Origin of the sequence: Pseudomonas sp. 3JA (genome assembly GCF_036961705.1) — a bacterium.
Classification (GTDB): Bacteria; Pseudomonadota; Gammaproteobacteria; order Pseudomonadales; family Pseudomonadaceae; genus Aquipseudomonas; species Aquipseudomonas fluorescens_Q.
This window is the reverse complement of sequence record NZ_JBAMDJ010000030.1, coordinates 21,155-46,373: the sequence shown is the minus strand read 5'-3', so window position 1 is coordinate 46,373 and position 25,219 is coordinate 21,155. Positions and strand designations below refer to the sequence as shown.

General features: G+C 61.6%; 21 protein-coding genes, 2 tRNA genes and 1 pseudogene. 3 read left to right on the top strand and 21 right to left on the bottom strand.

Going from position 1 to position 25,219, the window contains the following annotated elements:
- Positions 1-288 precede the first annotated feature (288 nt).
- The 7 genes from dnaB to rnr form a co-directional block, all read right to left on the bottom strand.
- Complete coding sequence (gene dnaB / locus V7773_RS21595; RefSeq protein ID WP_027911801.1) at positions 289-1,686, bottom strand: replicative DNA helicase; 1,398 nt, start codon at positions 1,684-1,686, stop codon at positions 289-291.
- 117 nt (positions 1,687-1,803) lie between these two features.
- Positions 1,804-2,250: a 50S ribosomal protein L9 gene (gene rplI, locus V7773_RS21590; RefSeq protein ID WP_003186385.1), complete on the bottom strand. Its 447-nt coding sequence runs from the start codon at positions 2,248-2,250 to the stop codon at positions 1,804-1,806.
- 18 nt (positions 2,251-2,268) lie between these two features.
- The gene (locus V7773_RS21585) at positions 2,269-3,159 is read right to left on the bottom strand and encodes a hypothetical protein (RefSeq protein ID WP_092175832.1); all 891 of its coding nucleotides are present in this window, start codon (positions 3,157-3,159) and stop codon (positions 2,269-2,271) included.
- Positions 3,160-3,195: 36 nt separating this feature from the next.
- Positions 3,196-3,426: a 30S ribosomal protein S18 gene (gene rpsR, locus V7773_RS21580; protein ID WP_002551829.1), complete on the bottom strand. Its 231-nt coding sequence runs from the start codon at positions 3,424-3,426 to the stop codon at positions 3,196-3,198.
- A 28-nt stretch (positions 3,427-3,454) separates the two neighbouring features.
- Positions 3,455-3,883: a 30S ribosomal protein S6 gene (gene rpsF, locus V7773_RS21575; RefSeq protein ID WP_003186395.1), complete on the bottom strand. Its 429-nt coding sequence runs from the start codon at positions 3,881-3,883 to the stop codon at positions 3,455-3,457.
- A 226-nt stretch (positions 3,884-4,109) separates the two neighbouring features.
- Complete coding sequence (gene rlmB, locus V7773_RS21570; protein WP_336075037.1) at positions 4,110-4,871, bottom strand: 23S rRNA (guanosine(2251)-2'-O)-methyltransferase RlmB; 762 nt, start codon at positions 4,869-4,871, stop codon at positions 4,110-4,112.
- On the bottom strand, positions 4,868-7,498 hold the full coding sequence (gene rnr, locus V7773_RS21565; RefSeq protein ID WP_092146971.1) for a ribonuclease R: 2,631 nt from the start codon (positions 7,496-7,498) through the stop codon (positions 4,868-4,870). Before rnr ends, rlmB begins: the two co-directional genes overlap by 4 nt.
- A gap of 226 nt (positions 7,499-7,724) precedes the next feature.
- Here rnr and V7773_RS21560 point away from each other — a divergent pair.
- Together V7773_RS21560 and V7773_RS21555 are read left to right on the top strand one after the other, a co-directional pair.
- Positions 7,725-7,811 (top strand) — tRNA-Leu (locus V7773_RS21560).
- Positions 7,812-7,987: 176 nt separating this feature from the next.
- Positions 7,988-8,074, top strand: a tRNA-Leu gene (locus V7773_RS21555).
- Between the two features lie 191 nt (positions 8,075-8,265).
- On the opposite strand, the gene V7773_RS30555 is transcribed toward V7773_RS21555, so the two are convergent.
- The 13 genes and pseudogenes from V7773_RS30555 to V7773_RS21495 form a co-directional block, all read right to left on the bottom strand.
- Complete coding sequence (locus V7773_RS30555) at positions 8,266-9,015, bottom strand: methyl-accepting chemotaxis protein (protein WP_371856983.1); 750 nt, start codon at positions 9,013-9,015, stop codon at positions 8,266-8,268.
- A gap of 108 nt (positions 9,016-9,123) precedes the next feature.
- Positions 9,124-9,384 (bottom strand): annotated as a pseudogene (locus tag V7773_RS30550) (HAMP domain-containing protein); the annotation flags it as partial.
- Between the two features lie 967 nt (positions 9,385-10,351).
- Positions 10,352-11,644, bottom strand: coding sequence for an adenylosuccinate synthase (locus V7773_RS21545; protein ID WP_003186407.1), 1,293 nt, complete (start codon positions 11,642-11,644; stop codon positions 10,352-10,354).
- A 54-nt stretch (positions 11,645-11,698) separates the two neighbouring features.
- Positions 11,699-12,886: an ATP phosphoribosyltransferase regulatory subunit gene (locus tag V7773_RS21540; protein WP_003197238.1), complete on the bottom strand. Its 1,188-nt coding sequence runs from the start codon at positions 12,884-12,886 to the stop codon at positions 11,699-11,701.
- A gap of 475 nt (positions 12,887-13,361) precedes the next feature.
- Positions 13,362-14,231 (bottom strand): protease modulator HflC, encoded by an 870-nt coding sequence (hflC, locus tag V7773_RS21535; protein ID WP_063323182.1) that lies wholly within the window; start codon positions 14,229-14,231, stop codon positions 13,362-13,364.
- Positions 14,231-15,403 (bottom strand): FtsH protease activity modulator HflK, encoded by a 1,173-nt coding sequence (hflK, locus tag V7773_RS21530; RefSeq protein ID WP_063323183.1) that lies wholly within the window; start codon positions 15,401-15,403, stop codon positions 14,231-14,233. The genes hflC and hflK overlap by 1 nt, the downstream gene beginning before the upstream one ends.
- A gap of 85 nt (positions 15,404-15,488) precedes the next feature.
- On the bottom strand, positions 15,489-16,790 hold the full coding sequence (gene hflX / locus V7773_RS21525) for a ribosome rescue GTPase HflX (protein WP_003197227.1): 1,302 nt from the start codon (positions 16,788-16,790) through the stop codon (positions 15,489-15,491).
- Between the two features lie 12 nt (positions 16,791-16,802).
- Positions 16,803-17,063, bottom strand: a complete 261-nt coding sequence (gene hfq, locus V7773_RS21520) for an RNA chaperone Hfq (RefSeq protein WP_003186419.1) — start codon at positions 17,061-17,063, stop codon at positions 16,803-16,805.
- Between the two features lie 91 nt (positions 17,064-17,154).
- Entirely contained in the window at positions 17,155-18,126 is a 972-nt protein-coding gene (gene miaA, locus V7773_RS21515) for a tRNA (adenosine(37)-N6)-dimethylallyltransferase MiaA (RefSeq protein ID WP_063323184.1), read from the bottom strand.
- Complete coding sequence (gene mutL / locus V7773_RS21510) at positions 18,126-20,039, bottom strand: DNA mismatch repair endonuclease MutL (RefSeq protein ID WP_092345519.1); 1,914 nt, start codon at positions 20,037-20,039, stop codon at positions 18,126-18,128. The genes miaA and mutL overlap by 1 nt, the downstream gene beginning before the upstream one ends.
- Positions 20,036-21,466 (bottom strand): N-acetylmuramoyl-L-alanine amidase, encoded by a 1,431-nt coding sequence (locus V7773_RS21505; protein ID WP_336075033.1) that lies wholly within the window; start codon positions 21,464-21,466, stop codon positions 20,036-20,038. Before V7773_RS21505 ends, mutL begins: the two co-directional genes overlap by 4 nt.
- A 3-nt stretch (positions 21,467-21,469) precedes the next feature.
- The gene (gene tsaE, locus V7773_RS21500; RefSeq protein ID WP_003197219.1) at positions 21,470-21,937 is read right to left on the bottom strand and encodes a tRNA (adenosine(37)-N6)-threonylcarbamoyltransferase complex ATPase subunit type 1 TsaE; all 468 of its coding nucleotides are present in this window, start codon (positions 21,935-21,937) and stop codon (positions 21,470-21,472) included.
- Positions 21,925-23,424: an NAD(P)H-hydrate dehydratase gene (locus V7773_RS21495; protein WP_336075032.1), complete on the bottom strand. Its 1,500-nt coding sequence runs from the start codon at positions 23,422-23,424 to the stop codon at positions 21,925-21,927. Before V7773_RS21495 ends, tsaE begins: the two co-directional genes overlap by 13 nt.
- Positions 23,425-23,487: 63 nt before the next feature.
- Here V7773_RS21495 and queG point away from each other — a divergent pair, with 63 nt between their 5' ends.
- The gene (gene queG / locus V7773_RS21490; protein WP_336075031.1) at positions 23,488-24,567 is read left to right on the top strand and encodes a tRNA epoxyqueuosine(34) reductase QueG; all 1,080 of its coding nucleotides are present in this window, start codon (positions 23,488-23,490) and stop codon (positions 24,565-24,567) included.
- On the opposite strand, the gene V7773_RS21485 is transcribed toward queG, so the two are convergent.
- Positions 24,549-25,160: a trimeric intracellular cation channel family protein gene (locus V7773_RS21485; protein WP_057448254.1), complete on the bottom strand. Its 612-nt coding sequence runs from the start codon at positions 25,158-25,160 to the stop codon at positions 24,549-24,551. The genes queG and V7773_RS21485 overlap by 19 nt on opposite strands.
- Positions 25,161-25,219 lie beyond the last annotated feature (59 nt).

The following is a 25,219-nucleotide window of genomic DNA, read 5'->3' as shown; positions in this document are numbered from 1 at the left end:
GATGACCGGTATAAAGGATGAAAAATCGCGGGCGCGGAATATAGCACAAATTTTGACCAATTCCGACGGCTATGGTCGGAAATCGATTTTGTGGCTCGCCCCCAGAACTCAAGCCAGATACAAATCAATTGTGGCGAGGGAGCTTGCTCCCGCCGGGCTGCGCAGCAGCCCCACAGCTGTATCCACTTTTACCCTGGCAAACCGCATTCGCTGGTTTTTCGACTGCTGCGCAGTCGAGCGGGAGCAAGCTCCCTCGCCACAAAGACAATATCCGATCGAGCGAACGGCTTACTCGTCGTCATCGAAATTGTAGCTACCCGGCGCCAGGTTTTCGAAGCGCGTGTATTTGCCGATAAACGCCAGGCGGATGAAGCCGATCGGGCCGTTCCGCTGCTTGCCGATGATGATTTCGGCGATGCCCTTGTGCTCCGTCTCGGGGTGGTACACCTCGTCGCGGTACACGAACATGATGACGTCGGCGTCCTGCTCGATCGCTCCGGATTCCCGCAAGTCGGAGTTCACCGGACGCTTGTTCGGGCGCTGTTCCAGGGATCGGTTCAACTGGGAAAGTGCCACCACCGGGCAGTTGAATTCCTTGGCCAGGGCCTTGAGGGAACGGGAGATTTCGGAAATCTCGTTGGTCCGGTTGTCGCCGCTGGAACCCGGGATCTGCATCAATTGCAGGTAGTCGATCATGATCAGTGCGATATCACCGTGCTCACGCACCAGGCGACGGGTACGGGCGCGCATTTCCGACGGGCTGATACCGGCCGTATCGTCGATGAACAGCTTGCGGTCGTTGAGCAGGTTGACCGCCGATGTCAGGCGCGGCCAATCGTCGTCTTCCAGCTGGCCGGAACGGACCTTGGTCTGGTCGATACGCCCCAGGGACGAAAGCATACGCATGATCAGCGATTCGCCTGGCATCTCGAGGGAGTACACCAGCACCGCCTTGTCGCTGCGCAGCACGGCGTTTTCCACCAGGTTCATCGCAAAGGTGGTCTTACCCATGGACGGACGGCCGGCGACGATGATCAGGTCGGACGGTTGCAGGCCGCTGGTCTTCTCGTCGAGGTCGGTGTAACCGGTGGACAGGCCGGTGATGGCGTTGTCGGTGTTGAACAAGGTGTCGATGCGGTCGATGGCCTTGGTCAGCAGGTCGTTGACGCTGACCGGGCCGCCGGTTTTCGGACGGGCCTCGGCGATCTGGAAGATCTGCCGCTCGGCTTCGTCAAGGATCTCGGCGGCGGTACGGCCTTCCGGGTTGAAGGCGCTGTCGGCGATTTCGGTGCTGATGCCGATCAATTGGCGCAAGGTCGCCCGCTCGCGCACGATCTGGGCATAGGCCTTGATGTTGGCGACCGACGGTGTGTTTTTCGCCAGTTCGCCCAGGTAACCGAGGCCGCCGACCTGGGACGTCTGCCCTTCCTTGTCCAATTGCTCGGCCAGGGTCACAACGTCGATCGGCATGTTCTGATCGGCCAGACGGGCGATCGCACGGAAAATCAGACGATGGTCATGCCGGTAGAAATCGCCATCGGAGACTTGATCGAGCACGCGTTCCCAGGCGTTGTTGTCCAGCATCAGGCCACCGAGCACGGCCTGTTCGGCCTCGATGGAATGCGGAGGCACCTTCAGGGCAGCGGTTTGCAGATCGTATTGCTCGGGAGCGGTGATTTCGTTCATGGCCACTTCTGGTTATGAAAATCAGGAATTGCAGAAAGACAAAGGGCACGACCTGTAAACAGGATCGTGCCCGATGTTACCGGCAAGCACCCGAGGGTGCCAACCGACAGGTGTTGCTTAGGCTGCTACCACGACAACGCGTACGGTGGCTTCAACTTCGGCGTGCAGGTGCACGGCTACGTCGAATTCGCCTACGTTGCGGATGGTGCCGTTCGGCAGACGAACTTCGCTTTTCGCAACTTCAACGCCGGAGGCGGTCAGTGCGTCAGCGATGTCGTGAGTACCGATCGAACCGAACAGCTTGCCTTCGTCGCCAGCGGTGGCAGTGATGGTCACTTCCAGCTCGGCCAGTTGGGCAGCACGGCTTTCAGCCGATGCCTTACGGTCTGCGGCGGCTTTTTCCAGCTCGGCACGACGCTCTTCGAACGCAGCCAGGTTGGCAGCGGTCGCAGCGGTGGCCTTGCCGAAAGGCAGCAGGTAGTTACGACCGTAGCCGGCCTTAACGTTTACTTTGTCGCCCAGGTTGCCCAGGTTGGCGATTTTTTCCAGAAGGATCAGTTGCATGTGAAAATCCTCTAACTTTTAACCTTCACCGTTCGCGTTGTCGGCGTCTTTCGATGCCATACGACCGCGAAAATCAATCAGGCTGTCAACGATGGCCAAGACCACGAGCAACGGACCGAGCAAGTGCATGAAAGGCAACAACGTCACGTATATCCCCACCAGCCAGAACGTGGCCAGTCGCTTCTGCGCCACCAGCCCGTGAATCAGGGCCAGGCCGGCGAAGACCAGCGCAACACTGCACAACGGCAACAGGATCAGTGCATGCAGCCCGAAAAACGGAGCAACACACATGACGGCCAGCAGTGACAGCGCCACGCTCTTGGGGAATCGGATGGCGCGAAACTCGCGACCGAAACCACCGGGGTTATACAACGATGCCTGCCAATAGCGCCCAAGAATCAGGCACAGCACGCTAAAGATCTGCAGCGAAGACGCTATCGAAATGATCATCAGCGGAGCGCTCAGGGCGGTGAGAAACGCCTTCTGGTCTGCCGAGAATGTCTCGTAGACCTCACCCATCGCCAGCGGCAGGACGTGTTCGAACGTCTGCGCCAGTGACTCGATGAAGGAACTGAATACAGTTCCCAGGCTCACCGCACACAACAACCCCACGGCCACGCTGCACAGCAGCACGCGGTTCCAGGTATGGCCGGCGCGCAAAACCAACGCCAGGCCACCAGCCCCGAGCAACACCAGGAGTGTTGTCGGGTCCTTCAGGAAGTACCAGCTCACCAACGCTGACAGCAACCCGATACCCAGGACGCTCAAGGCGTCCGAACCGCGCCGCAGGAGCACAAGGCACCCAGCGGCGGCACTCAACCAGAACAACAGCGGCAATGCCGCGGATCCGGCCACAACCAACGTGGCCTGCACACGTCCCCGCATGATGAAGTCAGCTAAGGCGCGCATGCATTCAATCCCTTACTACTCGTCGACTGCCCGGTCTCAGCGGCCGTGGCTGTCGGTGTAGGCCAGCAGGGCCAGGAAGCGGGCGCGCTTGATAGCGGTGGCCAGCTGACGCTGATAACGAGCTTTGGTACCGGTGATACGGCTTGGAACGATTTTGCCGGTCTCGGATACGTAGGCTTTCAGAGTGTTGAGATCTTTGTAATCGATCTCTTTCACGTCTTCAGCGGTGAAGCGGCAGAATTTACGACGACGGAAGAAACGTGCCATGTGATTGGCTCCTTAAAAGGTCCGTGGATTACTCGTCAGCGTTATCGCTGTTGTCGCTGTCGCTATCGCTGTCATCGCCATCGGCGCTGTCAGAGTGCTCAGGACGGTCGCGACGCTCACGGCGCTCACTGCGGTTTTCTTCAGCCTTGAGCATCTCGGATTGGCCGGTAACGGCTTCTTCGCGACGGATGACTAGGTTACGGATCACTGCATCGTTGTAGCGGAAGTTGTCTTCCAGCTCGGCCAGGGCCTTGCCGGTGCACTCAACGTTCAGCATCACGTAGTGAGCCTTGTGAACATTGTTGATTGCGTAGGCCAGTTGACGACGGCCCCAATCTTCCAGACGGTGGATTTTGCCGCCGTCTTCTTCGATCAGCTTGGTGTAACGCTCAACCATGCCGCCGACTTGCTCGCTTTGATCCGGGTGGACCAAAAAGATGATTTCGTAATGACGCATGAATGCTCCTTACGGGTTGTAGCCTGCCGCTCAAAAACGGTCAGACAAGGAGTGAATGACACTTATGGACTTGTGGACGCTAGACACATAAGTGCCTGCCATCACAGCAAGGGGCGCAATTGTAGAGAAGGGCCGAGGGCGGCGCAAGGCAATTGAACCGCTGCAAGCAGCGAGCGACAAGCGGCAAGCTATAAACGCTATCGCGCTCTACCTTGCCGCTTGAAGCTTATAGCTTGCGCGAAGAGGCCACTTTAACACTACGCTGGCGCAGCGCTTCGAACAGGCACACACCAGTGGCCACCGAGACGTTGAGGCTGCTGACGCTGCCCGCCATCGGCAGCTTGACCAGGTAATCGCAGTGCTCGCGGGTCAGGCGGCGCATGCCCTTGCCTTCGGCGCCCATGATCAGGATCGTCGGGCCCGTCAGGTCCTGGTCATAGATACTGACCTCGGCCTCGCCCGCCGTGCCGACCACCCACAGGCCGCGCTGCTGGAGTTTTTCCAGGGTGCGCGCCAGGTTGGTCACCGCCACCAGCGGAATCACTTCCGCCGCGCCGCAGGCGACCTTACGCACAGCCGGCGTCAAGGTTGCCGACTTGTCTTTAGGCACGATGACCGCCAACGCACCCGCTGCATCTGCCGAACGCAGGCAAGCGCCGAGGTTATGCGGGTCGGTCACGCCGTCCAGCACCAGCAGCAGGGGGGCGCCTTCGGTGCGATCGAGCAGTTCGTCGAGCATCGCCTCGCCCCAGACCTGGCTGGGGCTTACGTCCGCAACCACACCCTGGTGAACGCCTTCGACCCACACGTCCATTTCGCGACGCTCGGCCTGGCCAATGGCAACCTTGTTTTGGGTGGCCAGTTCGACCAGCGCTTGCACACGCGGCTCGCTGCGACCTTCCGCCAACCACACTTGCTTGACACGTTTAGGGTGGTGACGCAGCAGTGCTTCTACGGCGTGCACGCCGTAGATTTTTTCCAGACTCATGACTTGGCCTTAGGTTTGCGCGACCCGCCGCTTTTCGCAGGGGCCGAACCCGCTTTTGGCGGGCCTTTACGGTGTTTACTTGGCTTGCTCGACGGCTTTTCCGCCCCGTGGGACTTTCCCCCAGACGCCGCTTTACCACCGCTTTTGGCTTCGTTGAGCAACTGCTGCTTCAACTCGCGGCTCTTGCGCAGCTCGGCGTTTTTCGCCGCTGCGTCGCTGGGGCGGTAGGCTTCGGGAGCCTTGTCCTTGACAGACGAACGGCGACCGGCCTTGGCTGGCTCAGGTTCTGCGGTTTTTGCAGGAGCACCTTTACCTTTGGTCGCAGGCGCGGCGGTCTCGTTGCCACGTTTTTTACGGCCAGTCGGTGCTTCAGCGGGTTTGTCAGACATTCCGAAGTCGATCTTGCGCTCATCGAGGTCGACGCGCATGACCTGCACTTCCACGGTGTCGCCCAGACGGAAGCTGCGACCGGTGCGCTCGCCCGCCAGGCGGTGGTGCACAGGATCGAAGTGGTAGTAATCACCCGGCAAGGCGGTAACGTGCACCAAGCCCTCGACGTAGATGTCGGTCAGCTCGACAAACAAACCAAAGCCTGTCACTGCGGTGATCACGCCTGGGAACGACTCGCCCACGCGGTCTTTCATGAACTCGCACTTGAGCCAGTTCACCACGTCGCGGGTGGCTTCGTCGGCGCGCCGCTCGCTCATGGAGCACTGCTCGCCCAACTGCTCCAGGGCCGCTTCGTCGTACGGATAGATCCGGGCCTTCGGAATGGTCATGGCACCGGCGCGCTTGACGTGCGGGGTGTTCTGCTTGGAATGGATCACGCTGCGGATCGCGCGGTGCGTGAGCAGGTCCGGGTAACGGCGAATCGGCGAGGTGAAGTGGGTGTACGCCTCGTAATTCAGACCAAAGTGGCCCTGATTGTCGGCGCTGTACACCGCCTGGCTCAGGGAGCGCAGCATCACGGTCTGGATCACATGGTAATCCGGACGATCCTTGATGCTCGCCAGCAGTGCCTGGTAGTCCTTCGGCGTCGGGCCGTCCTTGCCTTTGTGCAAGGACAGGCCGAGCTCGCCGAGGAAGGCCCGCAGTTTTTCCAGACGCTCCGGCGGCGGGCCGTCGTGCACGCGGTACAACGCAGGGATCTCGTGCTTCTTGAGGAATTCGGCGGTGGCCACGTTGGCCGCCAGCATGCACTCTTCGATCAGCTTGTGCGCATCGTTACGGGTCGTCGGGGTGATTGCCGCGATCTTGCGCTCGGAACCGAAGACAATCCGGGTTTCCTGGGTCTCGAAATCGATCGCGCCACGCACATGACGGGCACCCAGCAACACCTTGTACAGCGAGTAAAGCTGCTTGAGGTGCGGCACCACGCCAGCGTATTCGGCACGCAAGGCCTTGGCTTCACTGGTCTTGGGCGTTTCCAGGATGGTGCTGACCTTGTTGTAGGTCAGGCGCGCCTGGGAGTGGATCACCGCTTCGTAGAACTGGTAGTCGGTCATTTCGCCGGTCTTGGAGATGGTCATCTCGCACACCATGGCCAAACGGTCGACTTTCGGATTCAGCGAGCACAGCCCGTTGGACAACTGCTCAGGCAGCATCGGGATCACGCGCTCAGGGAAATACACGGAGTTGCCGCGCACCTGGGCTTCGTTATCCAGGGCCGAACCGATCTTCACGTAGCTGGACACGTCGGCAATCGCGACGAACAACTTCCAGCCGCCGGAGAACAGGCGCAGCTTGCCAGGCTTGGCTTCGCAGTAGACCGCATCGTCGAAGTCGCGGGCGTCTTCACCATCGATGGTGACGAACGGCAGATGACGCAGGTCGATGCGTTTTTCTTTGTCTTTCTCTTCAACTTCCGGCTTGAGCTTGGCGGCTTCCTTGAGCACGGCCTCGGGCCAGACGTGAGGAATGTCGTAGGTGCGCAGCGCAACGTCGATCTCCATGCCCGGCGCCATGTAGTTGCCGACCACTTCAACGATATCGCCCTGCGGCTGGAAGCGCGCCGTTGGCCAGTGGGTGATTTTCACCTCGACGAACTGACCCACCTTGGCGGCGCCATTACGGCCCGGGGTAATCAGCACTTCCTGCTGGACCTTCGGGTTATCCGGCACGACAAAACCGATACCACCTTCTTCGAAGTAACGGCCGACGATGGACTCGTGGGCACGGGACACCACTTCGACGATCACGCCTTCACGGCGACCACGACGGTCCAGGCCGGAAACGCGGGCCAGGGCACGGTCGCCGTCGAATACCAGGCGCATTTGCGCCGGGCTCATGAACAGGTCGTCGCTGCCGTCGTCCGGGATCAGGAAACCGAAGCCGTCACGGTGACCGGCGATGCGGCCCAGGATCAGGTCGAGCTTGTCCACCGGCGCATAGGTGCCGCGCCGGGTGTAGATCAGTTGAGCGTCGCGCTCCATGGCGCGCAGACGGCGGCGCAGGGCTTCGAGTTGGTCCTCGGTGGTCAGACCGAACTCTTCGACCAACTGCTCGCGGCTAGCAGGCGAACCCCGATCGGCGAGATGCGCCAGGATCAGTTCGCGGCTAGGAATAGGGTTTTCATACTTTTCCGCTTCACGAGCGGCCTCGGGATCGAGGGACTGCCAATCGGCCATTAGAGAGTTTTCACCTTGTCTATATGCGGGTTAGTTTGGCATAGGCTTAATGAAACGGGAAATTTCAAGCATCCGATCGCTTTTCTAAAGCCATTTGACCCGCCTTGGAAGCCTGGGAAAGCACCGCTCGTGAAATTTAGCGGTTTTTTTCTCAGGAGGGGTTTACAGTTAAAAAGACGCTCCGTATAGTGCGCGCCATCGACGACGTACACACGCTGTCGATATTGCCCAGATGGTGAAATTGGTAGACACGCCAGCTTCAGGTGCTGGTGACCGCAAGGTCGTGGAAGTTCGAGTCTTCTTCTGGGCACCAATTTCGAGCAACAGGTCACTGGCCTGGCAGCTCAACAAAAAACCCGCGAAAGCGGGTTTTTGCATTTTTGCCCCTGCAATTGCGTTTGGCAATTACTAAAACAAAAACAGGGGTTTACAGATCAAAATGCGCTCCGTATAGTGCGCCACATCAACAGCGGCAACGCTGAAGATGCTGCCCAGATGGTGAAATTGGTAGACACGCCAGCTTCAGGTGCTGGTGACCGCAAGGTCGTGGAAGTTCGAGTCTTCTTCTGGGCACCAATTCTTGCTTCAAGGTTACGACCTTGAACCTCACAGAAACCCGCGAAAGCGGGTTTTTGCGTTTCTGGGTCCTGGAAATATCTGAGTCGCTGAAATCGCTATCGCGAGCAAGCTCGCCCACAAGGATCGCAGTGAACGAGATCCGCTGTGGAAGCGAGCTTGCTCGCGATGAGGCCAGCCCAGCCGCCAGATCAGGCCCGGAACTGCCCCAGGCTTGCTTTCAATTGCGCAGCCAGGCTGTCGAGCACCTTGCCGCTGGCGGTGGTCTCGACCACGGCCTGGGCCGCCTTCTCGGCCTGGGCATGGATGGTTTCCACGCGCCCGCGCACCGCTTGCGCGCCCTGGGCCTGGTGAGCCGCGGCCTGAGTCGCCAGGCCGATAGCCGCATGCACCTGCTCGACGGACGCCTGCACCGACTGCTGCAATCGCGCGCTGTCTCGTAGCACCACCAAGCCTTCGCTGGCCTGGCGCCCAGCCTGGCCGATAGCGGCCACCGCCTCGCGAGCGCCCTGCTGCAAGGCCACGATATGCGCCTGGATATCGCCCGTTGAACTTTGGGTCTTGCTCGCCAGGGCCCGCACCTCATCCGCCACCACGGCAAACCCGCGCCCCGTTTCCCCGGCCCGCGCCGCCTCGATGGCCGCATTCAAGGCCAACAAGTTAGTCTGCTCGGCGATGCCGTGGATCACCGTCAACACCACTTCGATCTGTTCGCTCTGCTGCGCCAGCCGCTCAATCACTTTCGCACCGGTGTCTACCTGCCCGGCCAACGCCTCGATCAAGCTGCCGACCTTGGCCGAAGTGCGGGTATTTTCATCAGTGGCCTGGCGGATCTCCACAACCTGCTGCAAAGCCGCCTGCATCGCCTGGCTTTCCGATTGAGCCTCATCCGCCATTTGCGACAGTGCACGCAGGCTCTCGGCCACCTCATCACGCTGCATCCCGGCCGCCGCATCGGCACCGGAGTTACGCAAGGTCATCGCACCGATTTCCACACCGGTACGCTGGGCCACATCGCCCGCCTCGCGCACGATGGGTTGCAACTTATCCACAAAGCGATTGACCGCCGAGGCCATGTCGCCGATTTCGTCCTTGCTGTTGATTTGCACGCGCTTGGTCAGGTCACCCTCGCCTGCCGCCAAGTCGTTCATGGCCGCGATCAGCAACTTCAAGCGATTGACCACCCGACGCCCCAGCACCACGGCCAGCAACACCAACACACCGAAGCCCACCAATGCCAGGCCCAGGCCGATACGCCAGCGCAAGGTGCCTGCCGCTTCCTGCACGGTGCTGGCAGTGTTGGTCTGCATCTGTGTGGCGGTGGCCTGGGCCGACTCCAGGCGACCGCGCATGGCGGTGGCGCTGTCGGCCGCCGCCCCCTTGAGGCTGTCACCGACCAACTGGTCGCTGCTGGCGATCAAGGCCGAGAAGCGCTGGTCCAGCGCCTTCAGATCAGCGTCAACGGAAGCCGTGGAAACACCCATCAATACCTTGCCAATCTCTACGCCATTGGGGCTGATCGAGGCTTCGAGGTAATACACCGAGGGGTCGCTCTTCGCCGCATCCAGCACTTTGTCCAACGCCCGCTCGCCCTTGCCTTTTTCCAGCAGCGCCTTGTTGATCGGGTTTTCCCGGTTCAGGTAGCGGGTCAGGTGCTCACCACTGGCGTCGTCATAAATAACGAACAATACATTAGGGTTGCGCTGGGCCCGGCGGGCGAATTCGGAAAGGGTCGGTATGTCGCTGTCCCACATAGCGCGCGGCGCGACCGAGGCCAGGAGTTGCGCCATATCGTTGGCGGAATCCTTGAGCGTTTTCTCCAGCGTCGTCCGCAATTGCGCCTGTTCGTCCTTCAACCGCGGGGACAAACCGGCAGTGAGACGCTGACGGGTGCTGGCAGACAAACTGTCCAGGCTCGAGGTGACCTCGCGCCCGGCCTGCTCCAGTTCGCCAGACAATTTTTGACTGTCGCCCCCCAGCCGAGCGCCTAGATCGGCCTCCAGGGCGGTGACAGTGCTTCGTGTCAGCGCGACAGCCACCAGCACCTGCACCAAAAGGGCGATACCAAGCGTAACGAAGACGGGCCGCAACAGACGGCTTTGTAACAGTGAGAGAACGGCCGACACAGGGGAATCCCTCTACTAAACGCCATTAATTTGATGGCACTTCAAAGAAGTACTTATTGTTAACGATGCATAGCAAAGGTCGTGCCGTTCGGCCGGCAGATACGACAAAGGCCCCAAACGAGGGGCCTTTGTTTTTTACATCAACGACTTATCAGGCAAACGGGTGACGCAGAACGATGGTTTCGTTGCGGTCCGGCCCCGTCGAAATAATGTCGATCGGCGCACCGACCAACTCTTCGACACGCTTGATGTAGTTGCGGGCCGCCACTGGCAGCTCTTCCAGGGTCTTGGCGCCCACGGTCGATTCGGTCCAGCCTGGCATCTGCTCGTACACCGGCTCCAGGCCGATGTAGCTGTCGGCGTCGGTCGGTGCGTCGATGACGGCGCCGTCCTGGTTCTTGTAGCCCACGCAGATGTTGATGGTTTCCAAGCCGTCCAGCACGTCCAACTTGGTCAGGCACAGGCCCGAGATGCTGTTGACGTCGATGGCGCGACGCAGGATGACGGCATCGAACCAACCGCAACGACGGGCACGGCCGGTGGTAGCGCCGAATTCGTGGCCACGCTTGGCCAGGAAGGCGCCGACATCGTCGAACAGCTCAGTCGGGAACGGCCCCGAACCCACGCGTGTGGTGTAGGCCTTGGTGATACCCAGGATGTAGTCCAGGTACATCGGACCGAAGCCCGAACCCGTCGCGATACCGCCGGCGGTGGTGTTGGAGCTGGTGACGTACGGGTAGGTACCGTGGTCGATGTCCAGCAGCGAACCCTGGGCACCTTCGAACATGATGTCCTTGCCAGCGCGACGCAGCTCGTGCAGCTCGGCAGTGACGTCGAGCATCATCGGCTTGAGCAGCTCGGCGTACTCCATGCACTCGTCCAGGGTTTTCTGGAAGTCGATGGCCGGCTCTTTGTAGTAATTGACCAGGACAAAGTTGTGGTAGTCCAGCAACTCGCCCAGCTTGGCGGCGAAACGCTCACGGTGGAACAGGTCACCGATGCGCAGGCCTCGACGGGCTACTTTATCTTCGTAGGCCGGGCCGATACCGCGACCGGTGGTGCCGATCTTCAGCTCGCCACGAGCCTTTTCACGGGCCTGGTCCAGCGCGACGTGATAGGACAGGATCAGCGGGCAGGACGGGCTGATACGCAGGCGCTCGCGCACCGGTACGCCTTTTTCCTCCAGCTTGATGATTTCCCGCAGCAAGGCGTCGGGAGCCACCACCACACCGTTGCCGATCAGGCACTGTACGCCTTCGCGCAGCACGCCCGACGGAATCAGGTGCAGGACGGTTTTTTCACCGTCGATCACCAAGGTGTGACCTGCGTTGTGGCCACCCTGGTAGCGCACTACGGCGGCAGCATGTTCGGTCAGCAGATCAACGATCTTGCCTTTGCCCTCATCACCCCACTGGGTGCCCAGGACTACGACATTCTTACCCATAACACTTGTCCTCATTCGCGCAAACTTGGTGCCGGCCGCAGCCGGCAGGAAAACTCAAGAAGCCAGCGGCAATACTTGCCAAAGCCCGTTCTGCTGAATCAATTGCCGGTCGCAGTCCGCTTCACGGGCGGCGGCCAAAGGTTGCCCAGGCAAAGCCTGGACGACACGCTGACCCTCACTGCGCAGCTGGCAGACCGCTTGCCAGAGTGCCGCATCCGTACTGTCAGGCATCCAGATACCGCCAGACGGTAGCTCGACTTCAGCACGCCCCAGGGTCACCAGGGTTTTCAAATCGGTAGAGAAACCGGTCGCCGGACGAGCACGACCAAAGTCGGCACCGATGTCGTCATAACGGCCGCCCTGGGCGATGGACTGGCCCACGCCCGGGACGAACACGGCAAAGACGACACCCGTGTGGTAGTGATAACCGCGCAATTCACCCAGGTCGAAATACAGCGGCAATTCGGGGAAACGCACCGACAGACGCTCGGCAATCGCCAGCAAGTCGTCCAGCGCCGCCAACACAGGCGCCGGCGCGTGAGCCAGGCGTTCACGGGCAGCGGCCAATACCTCACGTCCGCCGCACAGGCCCACCAGCGCCCGCAGCATGTCCGACAGATCGGCCGGCAGGCCTTCGGTCAGGCTGATGACTTCGTCAATGGCCTTGCGTTGCAGGGCATCGAACAGCTGTTGCTCCACTTCGCCGGACAAACCGGCCGCTCGGGCCAGGCCGCGATAGATGCCGACATGGCCCAGGTCCATGTGGACATCCGGCACGTCAGCCAGTTGCAACATGGCCAACATCAGGCTGATGACTTCCACGTCGCTGCTCGGGCTGGCGTCGCCATACAACTCGGCGCCCAGCTGGATCGGGCTGCGCGAAGACGACAAGGCACGCGGCTGGGCATGCAGCACACTGCCGGCGTAGCACAGGCGGCTCGGACCTTCACGGCGCAGGGTGTGGGCGTCGATACGCGCCACTTGCGGCGTGATATCGGCACGAAAGCCCATCTGCCGGCCCGACTGCGGGTCGATAACCTTGAAGGTGCGCAGGTCCAGGTCCTGGCCCGCACCGGTGAGCAGGGATTCCAGGTACTCGATATGCGGGGTAACGACGAACTCGTAACCCCAGCTCTGGAACAGATCCAACACCTGCCGACGCGCGACTTCAATTCGCGCAGCTTCCGGTGGCAGTACTTCTTCGATGCCATCTGGCAGCAGCCAGCGGTCTACCGTTGCCATTACGCCATTCCCCTATGGTCCGGGCGGCCAGCTTTCGGGCTGGCCTTGAGTGAAGCAGAAAATGCCCGCGCCAGGCGCGCCTCATGAGCAAAAGACGCGCAAGAGCGCCGTGACGAATGGCGTCATGCCGTTCACCTACGAGCGATTGAATCATTGTGGCGAGGGAGCTCGCTCCCGCTGGGCTGCGAAGCGGCCCCATTGCTGTGAGCGCTTCGCACTCAAGCGGGAGCAAGCTCCCTCGCCACGGTTTCTATCCAACGCCTTAAATGAGCAGCACTCCAGCCTCGCCCAGCACTTTCCTCGAAAAACCTGTCGAGTCGTTCAACCCGACGCCTGCAACCAAAACCACAATCAAACGTGCAGACGCAAAAAAGCCGGGAATTTCCCGGCTGCCGCATCATACACACGTTTTCCCAAAGGATCACCCCGCCCGACGCTTTAGCCGCCGGGCGGAGTGCCTCAGGTCAACGTCGCATCAAGGCTTGGCCTTTTCCAGATAACGGAAGAAGTCACTGCTTGGGTCCAGGACCATGACGTCGGATTTGTTTGCAAAACTTTCACGGTAAGCGCGCAGGCTACGGTAGAAACCGTAGAACTCCTGATCCTGGCCATAGGCCTTGGAATAGATCGCAGCGGCCTGGGCATCACCATCACCACGGACCTCTTCCGATTCCCGATAGGCTTCGGCCAGCAGTACGCGGCGTTGGCGATCGGCGTCGGCACGGATGCCTTCGGCCAGCTCGTTACCCTTGGCGCGGTGCTCGCGAGCCTCACGCTCACGCTCGGTGCTCATGCGCTCGAACACGCTGCGGTTCACTTCCTTCGGCAGGTCGATGGCCTTGACCCGGACATCGACCACTTCGATACCCAGCTCTTTTTCCGCCATCGTGTTCAGCGAACGCGTGATATCGGCCATGAGCGCATCACGCTCACCGGACACCACTTCATGCAGCGTGCGCTTACCGAACTGGTCACGCAGGCCCGATTCCAGACGGCGGGACAGACGCTCGTCGGCGATTTGCTTCAGGCCGGAAGTCGCGGTGTAGAAGCGCTCGGCATCCTTCACGCGCCACTTGGCGTAGGCATCCACCATCACGGCTTTCTTTTCCAGCGTCAGGAAGCGCTGCGTCGGCGCATCCAACGTCATCAGGCGGGCGTCGAACTTGCGCACCTTGTTGACGTACGGCACCTTCACATGCAGCCCTGGCTGGACATCAGCCTGTACCACGCGGCCAAACTGCAGCAACACCGCACGCTCGGTCTGAGCCACGATGTAGAAGCAGTTCCAGGCAGCGATCGCCACGACGACACCGACAATAAGGGCGATCAGCGATTTATTGCTCATCAGCGACTCTCCCTGGTACGTGCTTGCTGTTGTTGCAGGTCCGCCGCTGCGCGGGTGCCGGCCTCATTGCTGGCCGCCGCCGAACTGGCCGGTGGCGTGCTGGTGTTGCGACCGCTCTCGACCATCTTGTCCAGCGGCAGGTACAGCAGATTGCTCTGGCCGTTCTTGTTGCCGGTCACGAGGACCTTGCTGGTGTTGCTGAAGACTTCCTGCATGGTGTCCAGGTACAGACGCTCACGGGTGACTTCCGGGGCCTTGCGGTACTCGGCTACCAGCTTGGTGAAGCGATCCGCCTCACCCTTGGCACGGGAAACCACTTCATCGCGATAACCGTTGGCATCTTCGATGATGCGCTGGGCCTGACCACGAGCTTCCGGCACGACGCCGTTGGCATAGGTTTCGGCCTGGTTGCGCGAACGCTGCTCGTCTTCACGGGCACGGATCACGTCGTCGAAGGCTTCCTGGACCTCACGCGGGGCTGCCGCGCTCTGGACGTTGACCTGGGTGACGGTGATACCGGTGCGATAGGTATCGAGGAACCGCTGCAGGCGCTCCTTGATTTCGCTGGCCATCAACTCACGCCCTTCGGTCAGCACCTGGTCCATGGCGGTGGAACCCACCACATGGCGCAAGGCACTTTCGGTCGCATGCTGCAGGCTGATTTCCGGCTGGTCGACGTTCAGTACGAAGTCCTGCAGGTTGGTAATCTTGTATTGCACGGTCAGCGGCACTTCGACGATGTTCTCGTCTTCGGTCAGCATCTGGCCCTGCTTGGTGTACGCACGCTCACGCGTGACGTTCTCCATATACTTCTGGTCGATCGGCGGGAAATAGATATTCAGGCCCGGTCCAACCGTCTCGTAGTACTTGCCGAAGCGCAGCACCACGGCCTGCTCCTGCTCGTCCACGACATAGACCGCGCTGTACAGCCAGACAGCCGCCAGCACGACCAGACCGATGCCGAGCAGGCCGAAACCGCCGCCCTTGCCCGGGCGACCGCCACCATCGTCACCGCGTTTTTTACCACCACCGAACAAACCGTTCAGGCTTTCCTGCAGCTTTCGGAAGGCCTCGTCGAGATCCGGCGGCCCCTTGCGGTCGCCGTTGTTACGACGCTTGCCACCCCAAGGATCCTGATTATTCGAGTTGCCACCCGGCTCATTCCAAGCCATAGCGCTCTCCATCTGATAAAGCAAAGACGCACCCACGGCGCGCCGACCAATGCTACAGAATGCCTGACACAGCTTTCTCAGGCTTTTATTGCAAAGTGTGTTGCTCGATGAATTCCATCGGTTGCAGCCCTTCGCGGCTGACCAGCCGATTGAGCTCCGCCCGAGGCAGGCGAACAGCCAGCAGGCAGACGCCTTCGTCGTCGTGTTCTTCTTTTTGCACGGCCCCCAGCTCAAAGAACTGGGCTCGCAGCCGGGCGAAACGTTGCGGCAGCTTCAGGGTGCCAACAAACAGATCGTTGCCCAACAGCTCGGCCACTGCCTGTTTGAGCAGGTCCAGGCCGGTGCCATCACGGGCCGACAGCCAGACCCGTTGCGGCTTGCCGTCGGCATCGCGCTGGATCTGCGGCTCCACGCCTTCAAGCAAATCGAGTTTGTTGTATACCTCCAGGATCGGCAAGTCCTGGGCTCCGATCTCGCCCAGCACCACCATCACCTGCTCGATCTGCAGCATCCGGTCCGGTTCAGCGGCATCGATCACGTGCAGCAGCAGGTCGGAGTTGCTCGACTCTTCGAGCGTAGCCCGGAAAGCCTCGACCAGTTTATGCGGCAGGTGACGGATGAAGCCCACGGTGTCGGCCAGCACGATCGGCCCGAGGTCGTCCAGGTCGAGCCGACGCAGGGTCGGGTCGAGCGTGGCGAACAATTGGTCGGCGGCGTAGACGTCGGATTGGGTAACGTTATTGAACAGGGTCGATTTGCCGGCGTTGGTATAGCCCACCAGTGAAACCGTCGGGATGTCCGCGCGCTTGCGCCCGCGCCGCGACTGCTCGCGCTGGCTGCGGACCTTTTCCAGGCGCCCCTTGATCTGGCGCAAGCGAACCCGAAGCAGGCGCCGGTCGGTTTCCAACTGGGTTTCACCCGGGCCGCGCAGGCCGATACCGCCCTTCTGCCGCTCAAGGTGAGTCCAGCCGCGAACCAGCCGCGTACTCATGTGCTCAAGCTGGGCCAGTTCGACCTGGAGCTTGCCTTCATGGGTGCGGGCGCGCTGGGCGAAAATATCGAGAATCAGCCCCGTTCGGTCGATAACGCGACACTCGAAGACACGTTCGAGGTTACGTTCCTGACTGGGTGTGAGGATGTGATTGAAAATCACCAGATCGACCTGTTCGGCCTTGACCAGGTCGCGCAACTCCTCGACCTTGCCACTGCCGATCAGGAACTTTGCGGTTGGCCGATGACGCGGCACGTTGAAAAACGCGACGGTCTCGGCGCCAGCCGAAAGTGCCAATTCCTGAAACTCCTGCGGATCTTCGCGCGCCTCAGGGTCCTGTCCATCCAAGTGAACGAGAATGGCCCGTTCACCACCACCGTGGCGCTCAAAGAACAAAGGAGGCTCCTATCAGGCGTTACCCGGTTCAGCGTCACCGCCTTCGGATTCGGTTGCGCTAGGCAGACGAATTGGACGAACTGGCACGACTGTCGAGATCGCGTGTTTGTAGACCATTTGGCTGACGGTGTTTTTCAGAAGGATGACGAACTGGTCGAAAGACTCGATCGTGCCTTGCAGTTTGATCCCGTTGACCAGATAGATGGACACCCCAACTTTCTCTTTACGTAAAGTGTTCAAGTAAGGGTCTTGTAGCGAATGCCCTTTTGACATGTGCCGCACTCCTTTAAGGATCAATAATAAAAATCGGAATCAGATGGCTTGGGCCGTCACACCCCCAAGGATAGACGGCAATTGCAAGGACTCAGCTCAATATGGAGATGGTCCCGAGGTATTTCAAGGCGCGTGGCAGATTGTCGCAATCGAGACTGTCGAGCCAATGCAAGTCAGTCCAGCTGCGCAGCCAGGTGAACTGGCGTTTCGCCAATTGGCGCGTGGCAATGATCCCACGCTCCTGCATCTCGGCTGACGTCAGCTTGCCGTCCAGGTAATCCCAGACTTGTCGATAACCTACCGCACGTATAGACGGCAACCCGGCATGCAGGTCACTTCGCTCACGCAGGGCTACGACCTCGTCTATGAACCCCTGTTCCAACATTAATGTGAATCTTTGTTCAATTCGCCGATGCAGCACTTGCCGGTTCGCCGGAGCGATGGCCAGATTCGCGACAGTATAGGGCAATTGTTGCAGTCCCGAAGCGGCTGCTTCAGTACTTTGCGCAGATTGTCGCTGGCGCAGGGCCGTCATGCTCTGGCCGCTGACCCGATAAACCTCCAGGGCCCGACTGAGGCGCTGCGGGTCATTGGGGTGAATACGCGCCGCCGATTCCGGGTCGATGACCGCCAATTGCTCGTGCAGGGCTTGCCAGCCAAGGCGCGCGGCCTCTTCTTCAATCTGCGCGCGCACCTCGGGATCGGCTGCCGGCATGTCCGCCAACCCATCGACCAAGGCCTTGTAATACAGCATTGTGCCACCCACCAGCAGCGGAATCTTGCCCCGCGAGGTGATCTCGGCCATGGCCTGGAGCGCGTCACGACGGAAATCAGCCGCCGAATAAGCCTCGGCCGGGTCGAGGATGTCGATCAGGCGATGGGGAAACTCGGCCAGCAGTTCCTTCGACGGCTTGGCGGTGCCGATGTCCATGCCCCGGTAGACCAGGGCCGAATCGACACTGATCAACTCGCAGGGCAAGACCTTGGTCAACTCGATGGCCAGGTCGGTCTTGCCGGCGGCGGTCGGCCCCATCAGGAAAATCGCGGGTGGCAACTGGCTCATCAACGACCGCGCAGGAACAGTTTGTCCAGGTCGTCCAGGCCCAATTGGGTCCAGGTCGGCCGGCCATGGTTGCATTGACCGCTGCGCTCGGTGTTTTCCATGTCCCGCAGCAGGCCGTTCATTTCCGGCAGGGCCAGGCGCCGGTTGGCGCGGATCGCGCCGTGGCAGGCCATGGTACCGAGCAGTTCGTTCAGGTGCGCCTGGATGCGGTCGCTGGTGCCATATTCCATCAAGTCAGCCAGTACGTCGCTGACCAGGCGATTGGCCTCGGCCTGCTTCAACAACGCCGGGATCTGGCGGATCGCCAGGGTTTCGGGCCCCAGACGCTGCAATTCGAAGCCCAGGCGCTGGAACCAGGCCACATGTTCTTCGGCGCAATCGGCTTCGCGCTGGCTGACGGCCAGGGACTCGGGCACCAACAGTGGCTGGCCGCTCAGGCCTTCGCTGGCCATGGCGATTTTCAGCCGCTCGTACATGATCCGTTCATGGGCGGCGTGCATGTCCACCAGGACCAGGCCCTGGGCATTTTCCGAGAGGATATAAATGCCTTTGAGTTGCGCCAGGGCATAGCCCAGCGGCGGGATATCGCCTTGGCCGTCGGGCATCGCCGCCGCTCCAGCTTCCGGCAAGGGTTTGAAGAACTCGCGATAGGCCGCCTGGGCCTCGGCTGTCGGCACGCTGGATTGCGGACGCGGAGTGTATTGGTATTGATAGCCGCTGCCGGTACCGCTCCCGGCCGTGTTGTAGCTCGGCTGAGGCTGGGGCTGCTCCAGCAGTGCGTTGGCCGCCAGGCGCATTTCGCCCTGAGGCCCGAATTCGCCAGCTTCCAACCCCGTTGGCCGGACCATGCCGCCCACCGCCGCCGGAGCCGCCAGTTGATCTTCCGGGCGCACATCGCCCAACGCACGGTGCAAGGTGCCGTAGAGGAAATCGTGGACCATGCGCCCGTCACGGAAACGTACTTCGTGCTTGGTCGGGTGTACGTTGACGTCGACCACGGCCGGATCGACTTCGAAAAACAGCACGAAGGTCGGATGCCGGCCATTGAACAGCACATCGCGATACGCCTGGCGCACCGCGTGGGCCACCAATTTGTCGCGCACCGCCCGGCCGTTCACGTAGAAGTACTGCAAGTCCGCCTGACTGCGGGAAAAGGTTGGCAAGCCGACCCACCCCCACAGGCGCAAGCCATTGCGCTCCACCTCGATGGGCAATGCCTGCTCCAGGAAACCTGCGCCGCACACCGCGCCGACACGTCGGGCGCGGGCCGCATCATCGTGGGCCTCGTGCAGGCTGAGGATGGTCTTGCCGTTGTGGCGCAAATGGAACGCCACATCAAAGCGCGCCAGGGCCAGGCGCTTGATGACTTCTTGCAGATGATCGAATTCAGTCTTCTCGGCCTTGAGGAACTTGCGCCGGGCCGGGGTGTTGAAGAACAAGTCGCGCACTTCCACCGAGGTGCCCACTGGATGGGCCGCGGGCTGCACGCGAGACGCCATGTCGCGGCCTTCGGTCTCGACCTGCCAGGCCTGCTCGGCATCGCGGGTGCGGGAGGTAAGGGTCAGGCGCGACACCGAACTGATGGATGCCAGCGCCTCGCCCCGAAACCCCAAGCTCATGACCCGCTCGAGGTCTTCCAAGTCGCGGATCTTGCTGGTGGCATGACGCGCCAGGGCCAGCGGCAGGTCGTCAGAGGAAATCCCGCCACCGTCATCGCGCACCCGCAGCAGCTTGACGCCGCCCTGCTCGACATCCACATCGATGCGCCTGGCCCCGGAGTCGAGGCTGTTTTCCAGCAATTCCTTGATCACAGACGCCGGACGCTCGACCACTTCGCCAGCGGCGATCTGGTTCGCCAGCCGCGGGCTGAGCAGTTCGATGCGCGCGTTGCTGCCGATCACTTCATCACTCATTGCTGGACCGCCACTTCATTGCCGGGAATGGTCAGGGTCTGGCCAATCTTGAGCTCATCGCTCTTGAGATTGTTGGCACTGCGCAAGGTGGCGGGCGACACCTGATAGCGCACGGCGATCATCGCCAGGGTTTCGCCGGGGCTGACCCGATGGTCCCGCGGGCCTTGGGCAATCTTGCCCGAGTCGCGCAACCAGGCGATGTAGGTGCCTGGCGGTGGGTTTTGCTGGAAGAACTGCCGCACGCCGCTGCTGATGGAGCGTGCCAGCGCCTGCTGGTGGTTGGCGGACGACAGCTTGGAGGCTTCATTGGCGTTGGAGATAAACCCGGTCTCCACCAGGATCGACGGGATGTCCGGCGACTTGAGCACCATGAATCCTGCTTGCTCGACGCGCTGCTTGTGCAGCGGCGTGACCCGACCGATGTTGCTCAGGACCTTCTGGCCGACGTTCAGGCTGGAGGTCAACGAGGCGGTCATCGACAAATCGAGCAACACACCGGCGAGCATCCGGTCCTTGTCGTCGAGGCTGACATTGCCGGCACCGCCGATCAGGTCGGAACGGTTTTCGCTGTCGGCCAGCCAACGGGCAGTCTCGGACGTGGCACCGCGGTCGGACAGGGCAAACACCGAGGCCCCGAACGCTGCCGCCGAAGGCGCGGCGTCGGCGTGGATGGAGACGAACAGGTCGGCGCCTTTCTTGCGGGCGATCTCGGTACGCCCACGCAAGGGAATGAAGTAGTCGCCGGTACGGGTCAGTTCGGCGCGGAAGCCTTTCATGCCGTTGACCTGGCGTTGCAATTCGCGGGCGATGGACAGCACCACGTCTTTTTCCCGCTGCCCGCGCGAGCCTGAGGCGCCCGGGTCTTCGCCGCCGTGACCGGCGTCGATCACCACGATGATGTCGCGCTTGCCAGCCGGGGCCGGTGGCAGCTTGAGTGCAGGTTCGGTCGGGGTCACTGGCACCGCTGGCACCGTGGCGACATTGGTCGGCGGCGGCGGAGGTGGCGCCGCATCGGCCGGGTTGTCGAACAGGTCCACCACCAGCCGGTTGCCGTATTGGGCATTCGGGGCCAGGGTGAAGCTTTTCGGGGTCACGGCTTTTTTCAGGTCGATGACCACCCGCAGGTCGGTCGGCGTACGCTGGGCCGAACGCATCGCGGTAATCGGCGTGTTGGCGGTCGCCACGTTCAATGGCGCGCCCAGGGACGCGCCGTTGATGTCAATCACCAGGCGATCCGGGGCGGTCAGGGTGAATACGCTGTGCTGCACCGGGCCCGTCAGGTCGAACACCAGCCGTGTGTTGTCCGGCGCCCGCCAGAGGCGAACGCTGTTGACCTTTGTCTCGGCCACAGCATCGACGGCCAGTGCCGTAAGCAACAGTCCTACGACAGCAACCACCGCGCGAAAGCGCATACCAAACCCCATCATCAATTAGTTTTCCAATGCCAAAGCGGCACACCACGACTCGCCACGCGAGCCTTGCGGCGTCAGTTTCAGCGAACGCCCGCCGTTCTGCGCGCCAATGGTAATGGTCAGGTCGGGCTTTGGCAAAAAGCCTGCACCCTTCTGGGGCCATTCGATCAGGCACAAGGCGTCATCTTCGAAATAATCGCGAATACCGAGGAATTCCAGCTCCTCCGGATCCACCAGTCGATACAGGTCGAAATGGAAGGCGCGAATGTCGCCGATCTCGTAGGGCTCGACCAGGGTGAACGTAGGGCTCTTGACGGAGCCGACGTGCCCGAGACCGCGAATGATGCCACGGGACAGGGTGGTTTTCCCCGCGCCGAGGTCGCCTTCGAGAAAAATCAGGCCGTGGCCGGCGGTGATCTGCGCGATGCGGGCACCAAATTGTGTCATGGCTTGTTCGTCCGCCACGTACAGGGTTACTTCAGACACGGTGAATGCTCCTCCAACAACTGACGAATGGCCGGAATCAGATCGGTGGCTGCCACCCCCCGACCCGAGCGACCGGCCTGGGCACCGGCATTGGCATGCAGCCAGACCGCCAGGCACGCGGCCTCGAACCCCTCCATGCCCTGAGCCAGCAAGGCGCCGACCACGCCGGCCAGCACATCCCCCAGGCCTGCTGTGGCCATGGCCGGATGGCCCTGGCTGCAAACCGCCAGGCGACCGTCCGGGCTGGCAATCAGGCTGCCAGCGCCCTTGAGGATCACCGTGGCGGCGTATTTCTGGCTCAATGCATGGGCTGCCGCTGGACGGTCGGCCTGCACCTGGGCTGTGGATAACGCCAACAATCGGGCCGCTTCGCCTGGGTGCGGGGTGATGACGCACTGTTCAGGCAGGCGGACATCGCCGCTGCAGAGCAGATTCAGCGCATCGGCATCCCATACTTGCGGCAGCGGCGCATTGGCCGCCGCCGACAACAGGCTGCGCCCCCATGCGGCCTGGCCCAAGCCCGGCCCGACCACCAGCACGCTGGCCTGCTGGAGCAAGCCCATCAATTGGTTCGCCGAATGGGTGCCTTGCACCATCACTTCCGGCAAACGCGTCAGCGCGGCGGATACGTGCTCGCTGCGGGTCGCCAGCGAAACCATCCCCGCACCGCAGCGCAGGGCGCTTTCGGCGCTCATCTGGATGGCGCCGCCAAAGCCCCGGTCGCCACCGATCAACAGCACGTGACCGAACTTGCCTTTGTGGGACGTGGCGGCACGAGGTGTCAGACGTGGCAGATTATGGGGTGAGAGCAATCGGGCACTGGCCGGTGCCGCGTCAACAATATCTGGATCGGCGTGCAGGTCGTTGAACACCAGTTCGCCGACCCGGTCCGCCGCTTCGCCGGTAAACAGGCCCAGCTTCAAGCCAATAAAGGTCACGGTGAGATCGGCCACCACCGCCGTGCCCAGCACCCGGCCGGTATCGGCGCACAAGCCCGAGGGGATATCCACCGCCGCGACCGGCAGACCGCTGACGTTGATCGTATCGATAGCCCGCACATAAGGCTCGCGCACCTCGCCACTCAAGCCCGTGCCGAGCAGCGCATCCAGCAACACGCCGCGCAACTCTGCCTCATCCGACCACGGCTCCATCGGCACGCCCACCGCCACCGCTTCGGCGTGGGCATTGGCGGCGTCGCCCTGCAAGCGCCGGGGCTCGCCCACCGTCAGCACCCGCACCGCCCAGCCAGCGCGCCGGGCCAAGGTCGCGACCAGATAGCCATCGCCGGCGTTGTTGCCATGCCCGGCCAGCACCGTCAGCTCGTGGGCATCAGGCCAGCGCCGGACAATCGCTCGCCAGGTGGCGCGGGCGGCGCGTTGCATCAATTCGAAACCGGCGGTGCCGGCCGCGATCAGTTGTGCGTCGAGGGCCCGGACCTGCGCGGCGCTGTACAGCGCGTCGGGAAAATCATCTTTAGTGTGCGGCATGCGTCTTCGGGCTCCGATGTCTGGCAGAATTATACGCATCTCAGCTCTGGTTTCTCTCGCCTCATGCCTGCCATTCCCACAGACCTCCCCGCCCTCGCCCAATCCATCAAGGAGTGGGGCCGCGAGCTGGGCTTCCAGCAGGTCGGCATCAGCGGCCTGGACCTTGCCGAGCATGAGCAACACCTGCAACGCTGGCTCGATGCCGGGTACCACGGCGAAATGGACTACATGGGCGCCCACGGCAGCAAACGCTCGCACCCCGAGGAACTGGTGCCGGGTACGCTACGGGTGGTTTCCCTGCGCATGGACTACCTGTCGGGCGATACGCACATGGCGCAGATGCTCGGCCAACCGGAGAAAGCCTACGTCTCGCGTTATGCATTGGGCCGCGATTACCACAAATTGATCCGTAAACGTGTGCAGCAACTGGCAGAAAAAATTCAGGCGGTGATCGGCCCCTTCGGTTATCGCGCCTTCGTCGACAGTGCTCCAGTCCTGGAAAAAGCCATCGCCGAACAGGCCGGCCTGGGCTGGATCGGTAAAAACACCTTGGTGTTGAACCGCAAGGCCGGAAGCTATTTCTTCCTGAGCGAGCTGTTTGTCGACCTGCCACTGCCGGTGGACCCGCCCCATGCCAGCGAACATTGCGGGAAATGCACCGCGTGCCTGGACATCTGCCCTACGAATGCCTTCATCGGGCCCTACGTGCTCGATGCCCGCCGCTGCATTTCCTACCTGACCATCGAGCTGAAAAGCGCCATCCCCGAGGAGCTGCGGCCGTTGATCGGCAACCGGGTGTTCGGCTGCGATGACTGCCAGATCGTCTGTCCCTGGAACCGCTTCGCCCGGCCGGCCGGGGAAAGCGACTTCAAGCCGCGGCACAACCTGGACAATGCCGGGCTGGCCGAGCTGTTCATGTGGGACGAGGCGACGTTCCTGAACAGCACCGAAGGCTCGCCGCTGCGCCGCGCCGGGTACGAGCGCTGGCTGCGCAACCTGGCAGTGGGCCTGGGTAATGCGCCGTCAACGATTCCCGTGCTGCAAGCGCTGCAGGCGCGACGCGACTACCCGTCGGAGTTGGTGCGCGAGCATGTGGAGTGGGCGTTACGGCAACATGCCGAGCGTCAAACCTCGTCGTTGTAGACGAACTTCGGCATTTCCCAGTGAAAACGAATCGCCAGGAGCCGCAGCAGGAAACCACCGAACAAGGTAATGAGGATCGCCTGCTCACTCGGCAGTTGCAGGAAGACGCACAGCAGATAGCACCATGCCGCGGCAAATGAAACGCTGGCATAGAGCTCGCGACGGAAGATCAGCGGAATATCGTTGCAGAAAATGTCCCGCAAAATACCGCCGAACACCCCAGTGATCACTCCGCTGACCGACGCCACCAGCATGCCATGGCCCATTTCCAGGGCCGTCATGCAGCCGATCAGGGTGAACGCCACCAGCCCCGCGGCGTCGAGCACCAGGAACAATGAACGCAGGTGGCGCATCCAGCGCGCCAGGAACACCGTCAGCATCGCCGCCGCGGTGGTCAGCACCAAGTATTCCGGGTGTTTGACCCAGGTGAGCGGGTAATGACCGAGCAGCACGTCACGCACCGAACCGCCACCCAGCGCCGTGACACAGGCGATCAGCACCACGCCGAACCAGTCCATGCCGCGGCGCCCGGCAGACAAGGCGCCGGTCATGGCTTCGGCGGTGATGGCGATCAGATAAAGCATCAGCAACATGGTGGCGGTCCTTGCAGGAAGGCGCGCAGTCTAGCCATTTCGGGCAGGCACCAAAAGAG

Bases quoted from the DNA above. Each gene is read 5' to 3' on its own strand.
- dnaB (WP_027911801.1), bottom strand. From the start codon at position 1,686: ATGAACGAAATCACCGCTCCCGAGCAATACGATCTGCAAACCGCTGCC.
- rplI (WP_003186385.1), bottom strand. From the start codon at position 2,250: ATGCAACTGATCCTTCTGGAAAAAATCGCCAACCTGGGCAACCTGGGC.
- V7773_RS21585 (WP_092175832.1), bottom strand. From the start codon at position 3,159: ATGCGCGCCTTAGCTGACTTCATCATGCGGGGACGTGTGCAGGCCACG.
- rpsR (WP_002551829.1), bottom strand. From the start codon at position 3,426: ATGGCACGTTTCTTCCGTCGTCGTAAATTCTGCCGCTTCACCGCTGAA.
- rpsF (WP_003186395.1), bottom strand. From the start codon at position 3,883: ATGCGTCATTACGAAATCATCTTTTTGGTCCACCCGGATCAAAGCGAG.
- rlmB (WP_336075037.1), bottom strand. From the start codon at position 4,871: ATGAGTCTGGAAAAAATCTACGGCGTGCACGCCGTAGAAGCACTGCTG.
- rnr (WP_092146971.1), bottom strand. From the start codon at position 7,498: ATGGCCGATTGGCAGTCCCTCGATCCCGAGGCCGCTCGTGAAGCGGAA.
- V7773_RS30555 (WP_371856983.1), bottom strand. From the start codon at position 9,015: ATGCAGCGTGATGAGGTGGCCGAGAGCCTGCGTGCACTGTCGCAAATG.
- V7773_RS21545 (WP_003186407.1), bottom strand. From the start codon at position 11,644: ATGGGTAAGAATGTCGTAGTCCTGGGCACCCAGTGGGGTGATGAGGGC.
- V7773_RS21540 (WP_003197238.1), bottom strand. From the start codon at position 12,886: ATGGCAACGGTAGACCGCTGGCTGCTGCCAGATGGCATCGAAGAAGTA.
- hflC (WP_063323182.1), bottom strand. From the start codon at position 14,231: ATGAGCAATAAATCGCTGATCGCCCTTATTGTCGGTGTCGTCGTGGCG.
- hflK (WP_063323183.1), bottom strand. From the start codon at position 15,403: ATGGCTTGGAATGAGCCGGGTGGCAACTCGAATAATCAGGATCCTTGG.
- hfq (WP_003186419.1), bottom strand. From the start codon at position 17,063: ATGTCAAAAGGGCATTCGCTACAAGACCCTTACTTGAACACTTTACGT.
- miaA (WP_063323184.1), bottom strand. From the start codon at position 18,126: ATGAGCCAGTTGCCACCCGCGATTTTCCTGATGGGGCCGACCGCCGCC.
- mutL (WP_092345519.1), bottom strand. From the start codon at position 20,039: ATGAGTGATGAAGTGATCGGCAGCAACGCGCGCATCGAACTGCTCAGC.
- V7773_RS21505 (WP_336075033.1), bottom strand. From the start codon at position 21,466: ATGATGGGGTTTGGTATGCGCTTTCGCGCGGTGGTTGCTGTCGTAGGA.
- V7773_RS21495 (WP_336075032.1), bottom strand. From the start codon at position 23,424: ATGCCGCACACTAAAGATGATTTTCCCGACGCGCTGTACAGCGCCGCG.
- queG (WP_336075031.1), top strand. From the start codon at position 23,488: ATGCCTGCCATTCCCACAGACCTCCCCGCCCTCGCCCAATCCATCAAG.
- V7773_RS21485 (WP_057448254.1), bottom strand. From the start codon at position 25,160: ATGTTGCTGATGCTTTATCTGATCGCCATCACCGCCGAAGCCATGACC.